Source organism: Pseudoalteromonas holothuriae, assembly GCF_945859825.1.
In the GTDB taxonomy this organism is placed as follows: domain Bacteria; phylum Pseudomonadota; class Gammaproteobacteria; order Enterobacterales; family Alteromonadaceae; genus Pseudoalteromonas; species Pseudoalteromonas holothuriae.
The window spans coordinates 21,007-36,175 of the sequence record NZ_CAMAPC010000001.1 but is presented as its reverse complement, the minus strand read 5'-3'; the positions used below and the strand labels follow the sequence as shown (position 1 = coordinate 36,175).

The window sequence follows — 15,169 nt, the reverse complement described above, 5'->3', positions numbered from 1 at the left end:
GATGAGATTCTGAAGCAAGTTCAGAATGACAAAATAGTTTTAACGATGATACTAATTAGTAAAACAGCAGAGCCTAAAAAACAGGCTGCGGTCTTCATAGCGAAAGTCGGATCTCTTAAACTATCGGCATTACTCATATATTACGGTTAATACCAAACGCTATCACAGGCTTTTTTTAACCACTCTTTGCTAAAACGGCTTCAGACTAATCATTATCAAAAAGCGTTACTGCTTACCAAAAAGTATTTATGGAGCCTCATGCCGTTAAAAGTTCCCGTATTCTTATGCATAGTTGTGAATTTAACTAAATATATACATCTGCATTTTTAAGTAAACTTAATTTATTCTTTCTTTATCGTCTAAATTTAAATTTTCTTCTCTTAATTTTCAAATACATAAATAAAAAATAGATTTAAAAAAATACAAATCACAACAATTCATTTCGATTCAAGATTTAACAACACCCCTAATGTTTAACTGAATACGTGGTTAACCACATTAATGTTATTAAGCACTTAAGGGGACGTTATGCTTCACAATAAGAAAAAAAAACTGGCCGTTATTATCAGCCAATCTTTGCTGGGTTCAGTCTTACTGGTACCGGGAGTCTCATTAGCTAATGATGCCAATCAAGCAAATACTAATAGTGACGTAGAAGTCATTCAAGTCAGAGGAATTCGTGGAAGTGTCGTTAAATCTCTCAATACTAAAAGATACTCAGACGCTATTGTCGATGCTGTTACAGCGGAAGATATCGGTAAGTTCCCAGATCAAAACGTCGCTGAATCGCTGCAACGTATAACGGGTGTATCCATCACCCGTAGTTTTGGTGAAGGCGAGCGCGTGAGTATTCGCGGCACCGGTGAAAGTCAAAACAGAACTTTGCTTAATGGCCAAGCAGTTGGCTCTGCTGACTGGTGGACCAACTCTGCAGCGAGTCGTGGCTTTAACTATACGATGTTACCCTCAGAGATCATATCTGGGTTAGAAGTTTATAAATCACCTGAAGCAGATATTGATGAAGGCTCAATTGGTGGTACCGTCATCGTTCGCACTCGAAAACCTCTTGATTTAGAAGCAAATAAAATTTCGGGCTCCATTATTGCTCAACATAGTGAAGTATCAGGCGAAACAGATCCACAATTGTCTGCCATGTATAATTTTAAAACCGAAGATGAATCTTTTGGCGCACTTATTTCAGTTGTTCGCCAAGAGCGCAACTTACGTCGTGATGGTATTGAAGCTTGGTCTTGGACCTATCGTGACATTACCTTAGCTGATGGCTCAGTGGTAGAAAATGTTTATAGCCCTGGTGGCGGCGGATCTGCGATGTTCTCCCAACAGCGTGTTCGCACAGGGGCTAACCTCGCACTACAATATCGCCCTAGCGACGATTTAGATATCGCATTTAATGCACTAGATTCAACCCTTGAAGCCGACAATGAAAATCAAAACTTTCTATGGTTACCGGGCCATGGTGGTTCGCAATATACCGATATTACTTTGATTGATCACAGTGTTGTGGGAAAAATGGCTGTCGGTGGTACGCTGGGTTTATCACCAGATGGCAACAATATTTTAGATGAAACTAAAGTTCGCAACTCTGAACTAAAAACTAAGTCATACGATTTAAAAGTTGAACATCAAGGCGAACTTTGGGAGTCTGCATACCACATTGGTTACACCGAGGGTTCTGGAGGCTCACAGGCTGATCGCTCAGTAGGCTGGGAGGGTAACTATGTGCATAGCTTTGATGCCTCACAAATCGAAGATATTCGCACCAGCTATGCCGCCAACCCCAATGATGGGGAAAAGTGGAATTTAGGCTTCTTGCGATATGACAGCAATGATGCCAAAGATGATGAACATTATTTTCAAGCCGACTTTACACGCCCTATCGACGTCGCCATTTTTAGTCAATTAAAAATGGGGGTAAAATATCGAGATCATAGTCGTTTTAATACCAAGCACACAACAGATAACCGCACCGATCTTAATTGGCGCTTAGCCGATTTCTCCAAAGCAATGCCTGCAGATTATTTATCAGGATTAGGCTCAGATGGAACCACGCGCAGCTATGCGCTTACCGATGCAGACAAAATTCGTCAACAAGGCGATGCATTGGGGTGGAACTATCGCGTACTAAAGGCCAGTACCTTTGATATCAATGAAAAAATTACCGCTGCTTATATCAAAGCTAATCTAGATGCTGATGGACTGCGTGGTAATTTAGGTGTTAGGTTAGTGAATACTAAACAGACGTCTTCAGCTTACGCTGGCAAGTCTGGCTCAGAAGTATGGACCACACAAGAAAAAGATTACTTTGACATTCTACCTAGCTTGAACCTCGCTATTGATTTAGATGATGACTTACTTATGCGCTTTTCTGCAGCCCGTGTAATGTCTCGCCCAGATTATGCCGATATGACCGCCTCTACATCATACAACTTAGAAACACAAACAGGCACTGGGGGTAATGCTGAGATTGACCCTTATCGTGCCACTCAATTTGATACTGGCATTGAATGGTACTTTAATGAGGCTGGTTTATTTTCTGCGGTGCTTTTCTACAAAGATATTCAGTCGTTTATTGAAAGCAAACCCGCACTTGAAGTACACGAAAATACAGAAGTACTGATCAGTCGCCCCATTAATGGTAAGGCAGGTAGAATTCAAGGTATAGAGCTTGGCTACCAGCAAGAATTATACGCAGGCTTTGGTGTCGCTGCCAATTACACCTATGTAGACGGTGAAGCAAAAGACAATGAAGGTAAGGATATTAAAATTCCTGGTAACTCTGAGCATACCGTTAACCTAAGCTCATACTATGAAAACGAATTCATCAGTGCCCGCATCTCATACAACTTTAGAACAGGCTATAATACTGGCCGTGATTGGCCTGGCTACATTGATGACTATGCTCAAGTAGATGCGAATATTACGTACAACTACAACGAAAATATTGCATTGATTGTTGAAGCCATCAACTTAACTGATCAACATACATTCAGCTATCAAAAAGAAGGGGGCAAGCAAGCGCTAACCGGGGTATATGCCGATGGAAGACGATTTAGTGCAGGCATTCGATTTAACTTTTAGCATCAAAAAAAGTTCACACATCATAGTATGTCACTGTAGAACTTCGATAAAGCGTATGCTTTGTTGTAAATAATTGAGTCGTTTTCGTGCTAACACAGGTCGACTTAATATGCTCCCTGCCCGGAGCATCAAAAGCTGATAGCATTTGCTATCAGCTTTTATTATACCAACTTTTTAAAACATGAAGTCATTTATCTATCGCAATATCTGCTCACTTATTTAATACAATTAGTATTATTTATATTTGCGTTATATTGTGGTTAGATAATCAGTCCAAACGCAATATGTTTAAAATAGGTATAAGTCAAAAGATGAGTAACCATTAAAATGTTCAACAACCTCATTACTTGGCTAATTATTTATTTTTTGTTGGGGTGTAGCTGGCTTGCCAAAGCTGATCTTTATAACGCGACGCTTGCCTATCAAAATACAAACTACCAATCAGCATTTGATGAGTTTACCCGCCTTGCAAAACTTGGCAACGCCGATGCCATGTATAATCTTGGCGTTATGTACTTGTACGGTCAAGGTGTAGATAAAAGCCAAGCTGATGCCTTTGCTTGGTTTTCGTTGGCTAAAGACTTTGGTATCTCAGAAGCATCGCAAACCGCACAACTCGTATTACAACAGTCAAGCACCCCTAACAGCTTAAAAACGTTTTTAAAATCGCAAAAAGTACGTTTAAACTCAACTTATCGTTTGGGGGCTACGCCATCACTCCTAAATACAGCTCAAGATGATACTAACATTACTAAAACTCACAACGTATTACCCGAATACCCTAAAGAAGCAATGCGACAAGGCGTTGAAGGATGGGTATGGTTAGAGTTTGATGTTGATGCCAGTGGTAAAGTAACCAATATCGATATTGTCGATAGCTACCCAAAACACATTTTTACCGCCAGCTTACTCAATGCAGTAGAGAAATGGCGTTATAGTGGAGCGAAAAATAGCCACACCTTAATTTATCACTTCACAACTTACAAAGGAGAGCAATATCAAGCAACATTCGCAATCCAAAAAAAGACCTACGAAGCGCAGCTGAGACAAAATATTGATGCCGCAGAGCAAGGCGTTGCTCAAGTACAATATTACATTGCCAACTGGCTGAGCATGAAAGACTTCAATGCTTATCAGTTATTGCGCTCTCACTGGCGTTCAGAAAACCCAGCGGATGACTTATATGTTGCTGCGGCCAAAAATGGGTTAGATTTAGCACAGTATCGTATTGCCAATGTCTTGTTAAACTCACACTCCCATAAGTTGGGAACGCTTTGGCTAGAGCATGCAGCAAACTCAATGGATGTTGCCAAATATCGCCTTGCTAGCATTTTGCTACAAAAAGAGCCTCATGACACTAAACTAGCTCAAGCCATTGAGCTACTTGAGCAAGCAAGCTCACAAGGCCACCTTCGTTCTATTTTGAAGTTAGTGAGCACCCATCTTGAAATTTCCAAAGATCTTATACAAGCAAGAAAGTGGCTCGACAAAGGCTTAAACTTAGACAGCACTCATCCACACCTATTATTACTCGCTGCAAAGCTGGCAAAGTCATCACCTCAGGCTAAAGAGTTCGCACTACAATCTCTACAAGAAGCTCAGCAAAGGCGTTGGAACACACACGCCATCACCCAATTTTTAAAAGAGTTAAATCATAAGCATAACTAATACTGCAACAACACAATATCACTCTCATAATTGTTAATTCGATTGAATATCACTTTAGTGCCATCATAACTTGATAAAACTTGTAGCTCTGAAATACCTGAATACAAGTGTAATCCAATAGGTTGAATTAATTCGAGTTTACTTTCATGTGTTAAGTAACGATAAAGTATGAGTTGATGACCCCTTTTTAGGACAAAATAAACGCCATCTCGATACACGGCAGGTTGATATAATGAGAGTGATACACGCAACTGCTCAACATCAAATTGGCTATCTAATTTGTTTACTAAGTAGTCACGAACTTGGGCTTGGTAATCAGTAAAGCTAAGATTACGCTCAGCTAATACAAGTTCACGCTCAACAACACTTTGCATATATTGTTCGGAGCGACCTTGCGATAAATTAAACTGCCAACGCTGCCATGATTGCATTTGCGACAGTTTGGCTTGGTAATTTAAAACCTTTCCATCTTTAGACCAATGTAAGTTTGCGATTTGAGCAAAATTATCGATGATTTTTTTTACTTCTTTGGTAAATGCACTCACTAAAAACACCTTGTTCGATTTTGACATTACAGCCAAATAATCACCACTAGGTGACAACAGTAACAAAGCCGGTACTTCACCTAAGGGTAAAGTACCAAGAAGACTGGAAGTTGGCATAAATGCATGTTTGTGCCACAGCTCAAATTGCTGGGCATTTCTATTTTCGGCCCCCACTGATGCATAAATAAAGCTTGCCCCATCTTGTGATAGCGTAGCGATTAAATCCATCCGAGCAGGAGAGGTTAACTGTTTTTGCGCGCTCACAACTGATTCGTTTATTTCAAGCTGATAAAAATTAACTTCAGCAACCCCCTCCGTATGAGCTGAAACAGATGCCACTGCATTCACATCTAATTCTGATATCGTACCAAAACCTGAATATAATGTTTGCTTATCATGTGATTCCCATAACTCAATATTTTGCTTTGCAACAACTACCGTGCCAAGTGCTCGCCCCTGACTGATAGCTGAATAAGCTTGCTTTGAAACTCTGGTTGTCATATTTTCAGTTTGCTTCAAGTTATTCAATTCAGAAAAGTATATTCCTTGTTCTTTTGACTGATATAGTAAGCTTTGATGCTTTACCTGATAATGAGTAATATCACGAAAGGGTAACGGTTTTTTTCCTATTACGCGCATAAGTTCATCGTCAATTGAAATATGTACCGACTGCAAATATGCGCCGTATTTATCCCATGCTTTAGTAATAAAATGACCCGCCTGATACTCCAACCAAGGTGCAGAGTCCTGTGCGCTATTGCAACTATCTAATAGATTGTCTCTGGCCAAACGCCACGTCTCAACAGGGCCTTTAATATTTAACGCACGTACCTCGCAAGAAAACGGATCGGAGCGAGAATAGATGAGCCAATTACCATCACTTGACCAACTCGCTGACTCTTCACTGTAACCGCTACTTTTTATAGTATGGGTAATCTTTGTTTCTAAGTCGTACACAGCTAAATCGAATTGATCAGCACCTTCAGCAAGATAACTGTAGGCAAGGTATTTGCCATCTGATGAAAAGCGAATAAACACTTCAGCACCGGGTGATGAAGTAATTCTCGTTGCAGATAAATAGCTTTGCTGTGTTTTACTTTGCCACAGTTCAACTGCGAACTTAGTGAACACACTCACAAGTAAGCCAACCGTAAACCCTATCAAAGCAAATTGAACTCCGCGACCGCGAGATATCTCTTCAATCTGCTCAAGTAGCGTCGGCGCTTTTTCTATCTGCGCAATACACTGATAGCCCAAACGGGGCACCGTTTTTATTATTTTAGGATCGGAAGGATTATCACCGAGTAGTTTTCTAAGTTGAACCACCAACTGGCTCACTGAGTTATCGCTAACAATCGTGCCCGGCCATACAGTGTTGAGGATAACTTCACGCGTAACAACCTGCCCTTTGTTGATAATCAGTAGGCGCAATAATTCGGCATGCTTCACTTCGATGCTTCTTTTAGAGCCGCCAACTTGTACCGACAAACTGTCAAAGTCGACTAGTATCTCATTGATTAAAAAACGTTTATTTAGGTTATCAACCATCCTCGACTAAAACTTTGTATAACTATGGTTAGGCTTGTAATAAAAGCGTATTATGGTATCAATCAAAGGTAATTAGCTTGTATTTTAAGTTGAGCACAATGAAAAAAAATCTTCCCCTTACAACTGCTTCCAGCATAATCATCATTGTAAATTCAAGCTATGCAGCAGAGCAAATTCAAGCACCTAAAAACCCCCTTGAACGCATAGAAATTCGTGCCTTTAGTGACAGCGTTGTCAAGTCTCTCAGTAATAAACGCCACAATCAACAAATTTCAGATACGGTAAGCTCTGAAGACATCGGAAAATTTCCAGATAAAAATGTAGCTGAAGCTTTGCAACGACTCACGGGAGTATCACTCTCCCGGGCACAAGGTGAAGGTGAACGAATTGGTGTTAGGGGCACAACACCTGAGCAAAATAGAACGTATTTGAACGGGCAGTATCTCGCCTCTGCTGATTGGTGGATTTCAAGCCAACCAAATAGAGGATTTAATTTTACACTGTTACCCAGTGAAATTGTGTCAAGCTTAGAGGTAGTAAAAACACCTCAAGCTTCGCAAGATGAAGGATCACTTGGTGGTGCTATCAATATAAAAACACGCGATCCCTTGCTCACCCCCTCTGGTTACACAGTAGTCACAACGCAGCTTCAATACAATGATTTGAGCAATAAGGTAGACCCACAATTGTCCGCCATCTATAACTACCATAGTGACCGTGGTGATTATGCTATTTTATTCACCGCGACCAGCCGAAACCGCAGCCTAAGACGCGATGGCTTAGAATCATGGGGCTGGCATGAGCGTACTTTGTATCAAGGCCGCAATGATCATTGGTTTGCTCAACCGCAAACTGAATCAAGTAATAATCAAATGCTGTGGTTCCCTGGCGGTGGTGGCTCAGCGGTTTTTCAGCAAAAGCGCGCACTTGACGCTTTCACTATCAATACATCTTTACAGCTTACGCCGCGCCTACGCCTTAATGGTCACTTACTTTACTCTCACCTTGATGCCGACAATAATAACCAAAACTTTTTATGGCAAAGTGCTAAATCAATCGATTTAGGCGGCGCAGTAACTCATTTAGAAACAATAGATAACACTGTAACGAGTGCGACATATTTATCCACCGCGGCCCCCTTTAACACCAGCATGGAAGCCATCTGGCGAGACTCTCAGCTCAGTACGAAAAGTGTACATTTTGACTTGCTTTACGATGGTATCTACTGGTCAAACCAACTGCAAGTCGGCTTTAGTCATGGTGAAGGTGGCACGAAAGAAGATATCACCGCACAATTTTCAGCAAATACCGAGTTTTCGGTGAATACATCTCAACCGAAAAATATAATTGCCAAATATGCCATTCCGGTACATAAGGGAAGTAACTGGCTGCTGAGTGAAGCGAGAAATGACAACCAAACAGGCAAAGATAAAGCCTACTTTGTACAAGCAGACTTTACCTATGACATTCATTATAAAAAAGTAGCAGCCATTAAATTTGGTATAAAATTGAAAGATCACCAACGTGACTTTTTACGCCATCGCTCAATCGGTGGCGGGCTAGATGGGCTCGCAGGCCAGCTTGGCACCACATTAGCCAGTTATCCCGCGAAGTTTGTTGATGATTACCTCACGGGGATTGGTAATTCACAAACGCTAAAGCATTATAGCTATGCCAATATCAACGCACTTGCAATAGACTTCAATACACTTAATTTTGAACAAGTTGTTGAAAAAGCAAGTCGTTTTAATATTGCAGAACAAACGTTAGCAAGTTATGGACAACTACAATTAGCAGGTGAGCACTTCGACGCTAATATTGGTATTCGTATGGTAAAAACCTTTCAAGATTCGGGTGCATATAAACGCGTGGCTTCCCCTATCGAATCACCAGATAGCTATATGTGGTACCAAGACAACAGAAACTATACCGACATTTTACCCAGCGCCAATCTCAAAGTTGATATTAATGATGACTTAGTCGCACGCTTTGCTATGGCTAGAGTGATGTCTCGCGCACAATTTCATCACCTTATGCCCTCTACCAATTACAATGTAACACAAGCCCAAGGGCAAGGCGGTAATGCCAATTTAGACCCTTATCGTGCCGCGCAATTTGATGCCAGTATCGAGTGGTACTTTGCTGATGCAGGACTTGCTTCTATCGCAATATTTAATAAAGATGTTGAGTCTTTTATCGAGTTTGAACGCAAACTTGAGCGCCACGAAGGTATTATAATGTCGATTGACCGGCCAAATAACGGCACCGGAGGAAGTATTAGAGGTGCTGAGCTAAGTTACCAACAAGCATTGGCTTATGGCTTTGGCATCATTGCTAATTATACCTTTGTAGATGGCGAGCGTGACCATACCAATTTGAAGCTAAAAAATAATGTACCTGGTACATCAAAACATAGTACCAATCTCACGGCTTATTATGAAAATCATATAATAAGTACCCGCCTAAGTTATAACTTTCGAACTCAATTTGCCACAGGCGTGGGTGAAACTATGATGGATAGCTATGGTCAATTAGATGGTAGCCTGAGTATTAAACTAACCCATAACCTCGATGCACAGTTTGAATTTATCAATTTAACCAATGAACATGTTTACACTTATGATCGCAACGCATATGCACCAACTGGTGTGTACGCTAATGGTCGACGTTATTACGCTGGTTTAAGGTATCAGTTTTAAAGGTAGCTAATTTATATTTTTATCAAACATTTGGGCTTACTTTAAACATTTTACCCTCCAAAAATCAATGAGGTTTGTTTTACCCAAGTAAGCAAGCCAACATTTTTGGGGATATCCGCTTCATAAGCGCTTTGATTGATTTGCTTAATTTGATCTTGCTCAAACTCGTGAGTAATAGAGCCTAACCGCGATGTCATCCACACCTCTATAGAATCTGCATAATTATAAATTTCGGGCTTTGCATCTACTTCTTTATTTATAGCTTGCCAGATAGTATTTTGCATTTGGGGGGGTCGCTCTTTTACATGCTCAATCACATTTTCAACCCAAGCAGTTCCTCGACTTTCATACGCATGTAATAGCTCACTGTAAAATCGACTGCGTTGAGAATCTGATGGTAAACTGTCGGTATATAAAACATAGCCACCTTGTGAACTTTCATAGGCACTCGTGTGCTCATCAATATTGAGTTGCTGGCTAATATATGCAAACACATTATTGTCACTTTGCTTTTGGGCATTACTGAGCATAGCTATAAATGAGGCTTGCTCATTACGCTTAACCGTTTGGGCCATATCAATAATGCCTTTACTTTGCAAAAAGCTACTTTGCTGCAAATGCCCATTAATATTTTGCATATCACCCTGTGTATATTTATTGCTACTAAGCAAATCAACATACTTGTGAGTTAGTTTATTATTTTCAATTCCTTGCATAAAAAGCGGATGAAAGTCTGCCGATTTGGAATATATATGAAACTCAATATGACTAATCGACTGAGCTGGCAGAAGAAGCTTTGCTGAACTAATCGGTGCCGACTCTTCTTGCTCTGATAACTTTAGCAATGTGTCAACTGAGCTTTTGATCTCATCTTCGGACATTTTACTCATCACACTGATAAGCTCTTGCGCTTTGTCTTTCGCTTTATCACTAAATGCTCCACCCAATTCAAATGAGCGTGACAACACATCAACAAATTTATTGAGTGTCTCATCATTCATTTTATCAAGCAGGGTTAAATACTCTTTTGAAGGCGTATAGGCACGCAAAGTATCACTATCATCCTTGCTAAGCCTATCTTGGTGTTTTAAAAATGCCTCTATATCATCAACATCAGTGAGATTACCATAGCGATATTCTGGCGCTTCATTTGGGTTAGATAAATTGATAATTGCGTATTTGTGCGCCCGTGTTGCAAATTGAATTAACTTTAGATCATCTTCAATATCAGTTTGCGCTTTGTTTTTTAATGCTGTATCGAGGCTTAGTACTTCATTTTTTGATATTAAAGCGCTGGATTTACGTGTAAAAGCACTTAAATCAAGGTATTGATCAGTTTTGATTTGCATGATGATATCCTTATACATGTCATAATATTAATATCGACAGACTACTCACTTACTTGAATACTTATTGCTAATTTTTATGATTACCCTGCCTACCAAACATACAATATGAACAACAAAAAGGCTTTGTTTAGCCAGTATTTATCTTAACTTCATAAATTATGCTTGTATTAGCAAATACAAAAGGTATCGTATTGCAAAATATTAAGTCACGTTTTTAAGTAAAAAATCATGATGCGTAAATTGTTGTTACTACTGTGGTGTTTATCAGCCCCGGTCATGGCCTATCAAGTTCAACCTATGATTGTCGACCTTGCAGCACATGGTAAAAAATCCGTTGTGACATATCGTCTACAAAATCAAAGTGACAGTGCCCTACCTATAGAAATAGAAGTATTTAAGCGCACCTTTGATAAAGACCAAAAAGAAGTGTTGGTCAGCGCTGAAGAGGACTTTATTGTTTTACCGCCGCAAATTGAAGTACCTGCAAGGGGCTATCAAGTTTTCCGAGCAAAATACCTTGGCTCGCCCGAGCTAAAGCAGACACACTCATATCGCATTGTGTTTAAACAACTTCCATTACCAAATGAAGAAGAAAAGTCTGGGGTAAAAATGGTCTTCAATTTTGCAACTTTAGTCTTTGTTAGCCCTAACGGTATTCAAGCCCAACAAAAAGCAACTTTAGATTGCAGCAAGCTTGTTGATTGCAATTTAACCATTGAGAATGAAGGTGAGCGAGTATTAGACTTATCTCACTTTGAATATCGTTTCCATCAACAAGAAACGAAGGTTAGCTGGACTGAATTTCAAGCAGTCACCTCTGGGCGCTTTATCATGCCGGGGCACTCGATGATTGTTAATTTACAGCCACTACTCAATGGTAAAGTGACCAAAAGCGCAACCCTCATTAATCTTCTTGCTCCAAAGTAATATATTAATAATGACAAAAATAGGCTTTGATAATTGGCCTACTCAATTGAAGTGTGCATTGCTCATGCTTCTTTTTATGTGGGCAACGCCTTCACTTTCGAGAGTGTATACGATGGACTTTCCGGTTCGGCTAAATAATGCCGAAGTGGGGCAAGTTCCTGCCATCATTAACGGGCTGGAATTAAAGTCAGTGTCTGCGGCCTCATTCAAAAAAAACCTACAAGGTATTTTAAGTCAAAAAGTACTCACTTGGCTCTCAAATAAAGCGCAACAAGAATTAACGCCTGAAGAGTTTGAAGTACAAGGCATTTTTTTGTCGTTACAGCCTCAAGATCTCACTATTAATATGTCTTTAAGTGAAGCTGCGATGGCAACAGATAACCTGTCATATGCTCGCCAAAAACATTTTGAATTACCAAAAGGTGAAGCATATTGGGCTGTACTTAATAATTTTAATTTCGCTCATGAGCGCAGTAATAATAACCAAAGTTATAACTCTCAATTTGAGTGGCTAATTAACTCAAACGTTGGCGGTGGTGACGGTATCAACTTTAGCAGTTCAGTCTTTTGGGAAAACGGTGATAGCCAACCTAGCCAATTTTCTCGCGGTGATATTGCACTTTTTTATGACCAGCCAGACAAACCTTTAAGAATGACGCTAGGTGACACCCAAACAAGCAGCATAGGCCACCTTTTAGGCACTCAACTTGCTGGCTTTAAAATTGAAAAAGCCTACTCACAGCTACAGCCTCAGCGAAAAACAACCCCAGGAAATAGTCAGCAATTTGTTTTGCCACGCCCAGCAACACTGGAAGTATTTATCAACGAATTTCTTATTTCAAGAATAAGGCTTAAAGCTGGGCGCTACGACTTAAGTGATTTACCTTTAACTTCTGGCATCAATAACATTCATATCATTGCAACTTATGCCAATGGTGAAACACAAACATTCGACTTTACCACTCACTACAACTCAAGGTTATTGGCACAAGGAATAAGCGACTACTCACTTGCATTTGGTTATCTGTCTGCTGTCGATAATGGTCGATATCGTTATGATGATGACATGCTAATAACGGGTAATTATGAATATGGTGTAACAGATAAACTCACTCTGGGTGTTAATGGGGCCGTGCATTCGCTTGGACACATATTGGGCTCTGTAACCACTTTAAATAGCTTGTTGGGAAATATATCGCTTCGCTACTCGCAAAGCAAAGCACCACAAGCATCGGGAGATGCATACTCAATAGAAACAGAGCACAGTATATTTGGCCATGGAAACTATGGCTCACCCAATTTACGTTTAGGCTATGAAATTAGGAAAAACTTTACCAACACACCTTGGCAACAGTTCAATACTATTAGCAATACCAAACGCACATTTTTAGATTATAGTTACATTATCAATGACCACCTCGATTTCAACATTAATGCCTCCAGAGCAGTAAACAATGACAACCTAGTTACCAAAAATGTATCAAGCGAGTTTAACTTACGCTATGAAGGCATACGTTTAAGGGTTGGATATAATCATAATGCAAGTGAAGACCTGCGCATAATCAGTGAAAACCAGTTCATTTTGAATGTCACTTGGAATTACTACGACAGCCAAAATAATACGCGTTCAAGGGCACAATATAATAACCGTAGCAAAACGGCTTCCACCAGCTATACCAAAACTAACAATAACTTTATTAATGATTATGGCTATGAGTTACGCGCTGAAAAAGGCAGTGACTTTAGGCAAGAACAAATGAAGGCCAGCTACACTGGGGCATTTTTTAGAGCCGATGTTAATGCAAATAACTATACACACACAAGATTAAAAAGTGATGGCAGAGCCAGTATTAACTTATCTACCAGTGTTGGAGTGGCTGATGGCTACCTTGGCTTAGGCGCAACCACCACAACACCATTTGCGGTGGTGACCAAACATAAAACCCTAAAAAACACTGATGTGTTAGTAAATACTGACCGCTTTGGTCGCGCCAAAACTAAACCAGACGAACGCATTGGCGCATTAATTGATATCGGCTCAAGTTATACCAGCTATCAATTTAATATAGACGTACCTGATGCACCATTAGGCTATGACTGGGGACCGGGTATGTACACCATGGTCGGCGGTGCCAACACTGGCCATCATATTCAAATCGGTTCAGATCTATCTTACACAGTCATAGGTACCTTATTAGATGAACAAGGCATACCTATTGCAATGCAACGTGGATACGTGATGAAACAACAAAACGACATAACCAGTAATGAAGCACCACTTAAGCGCGCATTTTTTACTAACCGCACAGGCAGGTTTGTTATTGAAGGGGTAAGCACCGGCAACTACGTCATTAAGCTGGGCAATACTACTGGATATTTTACAGTCAAAGATGTAGAGAAACGATTTATAAGAGTCGGTACCATTGAACTCAAACAACAAGCCCTATCAAAAGGAGGCACACGCAAGTGAAGTTAAAGGTCTTTATTTTACTTTTTTTGAGTTATTGGCTGTCAACATCCGATGCATTAGCAAATCGTAACGCGTGTAATGGCAATTTTTTAGCCACATTCAACCCGTCTGAAATAATTGAAGAACAAAGTAAGCGCGTCTCAGTCTATCTACCATTAAAAGTCCAAGTTTCTGAAAACTTACTAAATTGTGCTGATGAAATCTGGGTTGAGGATGTCGATTATTACTCTTTTGTCTTTGATGGCCCCACAGACTACAAATATGCAAAACTACAGGATGCTCAATTTAAACGTATTAGAATTAGAAATGGCATAGGAAAGACGCCACTAAATAGCCGTTCTACACAAATGTGGTTACGCTTGAGACACTACAGCTTGTTTCCAGCTGGCGATTATATAGGAAGCATTAAAGTCTCTATTGTACGCAACAATAAGGTGATTGATGAACAATTTTTGGACATGACGTACTACTCAGAACCCAGAATTTCAATTTCATTAGATAACTCAAGTAAAGGTAAAGTATCTGGCAGTAGCGGACATTATCAAATTGATTTAGGAGAACTAAAAAGCAATATGCGCTTTAATTGGGGAATAAAAATACTCAGTAATAGCTCTTACGACATTGTCGTTGATTCTGAATACAACGGCTTACGTCATGAAACCGACACTCAGGCATTGATTGATTACTCTATTCGTTTCGATAACGTCAAAATTTCGTCTTCAGAGCGACTTATGCGAAGTTATAACTTTTTTTCAGGCGTCAAAAATAAGTGGTATGGGTTTGAGTTTATGTTAGGAAACGTCGAAATGATGCCTGCTGGCAATTACCAAGATAATTTATCACTTACCGTCTACCCAAGATAAC

At 39.9% G+C, this 15,169-nt stretch carries 8 protein-coding genes; 6 read left to right on the top strand and 2 right to left on the bottom strand.

The genetic code is table 11. The features are described from left to right. Positions 1 to 528: 528 nt before the first annotated feature. Together OCI93_RS00140 and OCI93_RS00135 are read left to right on the top strand one after the other, a co-directional pair. Complete coding sequence (locus OCI93_RS00140) at positions 529 to 3,099, top strand: TonB-dependent receptor (protein ID WP_261625516.1); 2,571 nt, start codon at positions 529 to 531, stop codon at positions 3,097 to 3,099. 327 nt (positions 3,100 to 3,426) lie between these two features. After that, entirely contained in the window at positions 3,427 to 4,767 is a 1,341-nt protein-coding gene (locus OCI93_RS00135; protein WP_261592557.1) for a TonB family protein, read from the top strand. On the opposite strand, the gene OCI93_RS00130 is transcribed toward OCI93_RS00135, so the two are convergent. Further along, positions 4,764 to 6,860 carry a winged helix-turn-helix domain-containing protein gene (locus OCI93_RS00130; RefSeq protein WP_261625515.1) on the bottom strand — a complete coding sequence of 699 codons (2,097 nt, stop codon included), beginning with the start codon at positions 6,858 to 6,860 and terminating at the stop codon, positions 4,764 to 4,766. The genes OCI93_RS00135 and OCI93_RS00130 overlap by 4 nt on opposite strands. A 98-nt stretch (positions 6,861 to 6,958) precedes the next feature. Between OCI93_RS00130 and OCI93_RS00125 the strand changes: the two genes are divergently transcribed. Then, complete coding sequence (locus OCI93_RS00125; protein WP_261625514.1) at positions 6,959 to 9,559, top strand: TonB-dependent receptor; 2,601 nt, start codon at positions 6,959 to 6,961, stop codon at positions 9,557 to 9,559. Positions 9,560 to 9,609: 50 nt separating this feature from the next. Here OCI93_RS00125 and OCI93_RS00120 read toward each other — a convergent pair whose 3' ends face one another. Further along, positions 9,610 to 10,908: a hypothetical protein gene (locus OCI93_RS00120; RefSeq protein ID WP_261625513.1), complete on the bottom strand. Its 1,299-nt coding sequence runs from the start codon at positions 10,906 to 10,908 to the stop codon at positions 9,610 to 9,612. Between the two features lie 228 nt (positions 10,909 to 11,136). Here OCI93_RS00120 and OCI93_RS00115 point away from each other — a divergent pair, with 228 nt between their 5' ends. From OCI93_RS00115 to OCI93_RS00105, 3 genes are read left to right on the top strand one after another with little or no spacing between them, the layout of a single operon-like run. After that, entirely contained in the window at positions 11,137 to 11,835 is a 699-nt protein-coding gene (locus OCI93_RS00115) for a fimbrial biogenesis chaperone (protein WP_261592561.1), read from the top strand. Positions 11,836 to 11,845: 10 nt separating this feature from the next. Next, positions 11,846 to 14,305, top strand: coding sequence for a fimbria/pilus outer membrane usher protein (locus tag OCI93_RS00110; RefSeq protein ID WP_261625512.1), 2,460 nt, complete (start codon positions 11,846 to 11,848; stop codon positions 14,303 to 14,305). Then, a complete protein-coding gene (locus tag OCI93_RS00105) occupies positions 14,302 to 15,168 on the top strand; it encodes a hypothetical protein (RefSeq protein WP_261592563.1) in 867 nt (288 codons plus the stop codon). Before OCI93_RS00110 ends, OCI93_RS00105 begins: the two co-directional genes overlap by 4 nt. Position 15,169 lies beyond the last annotated feature (1 nt).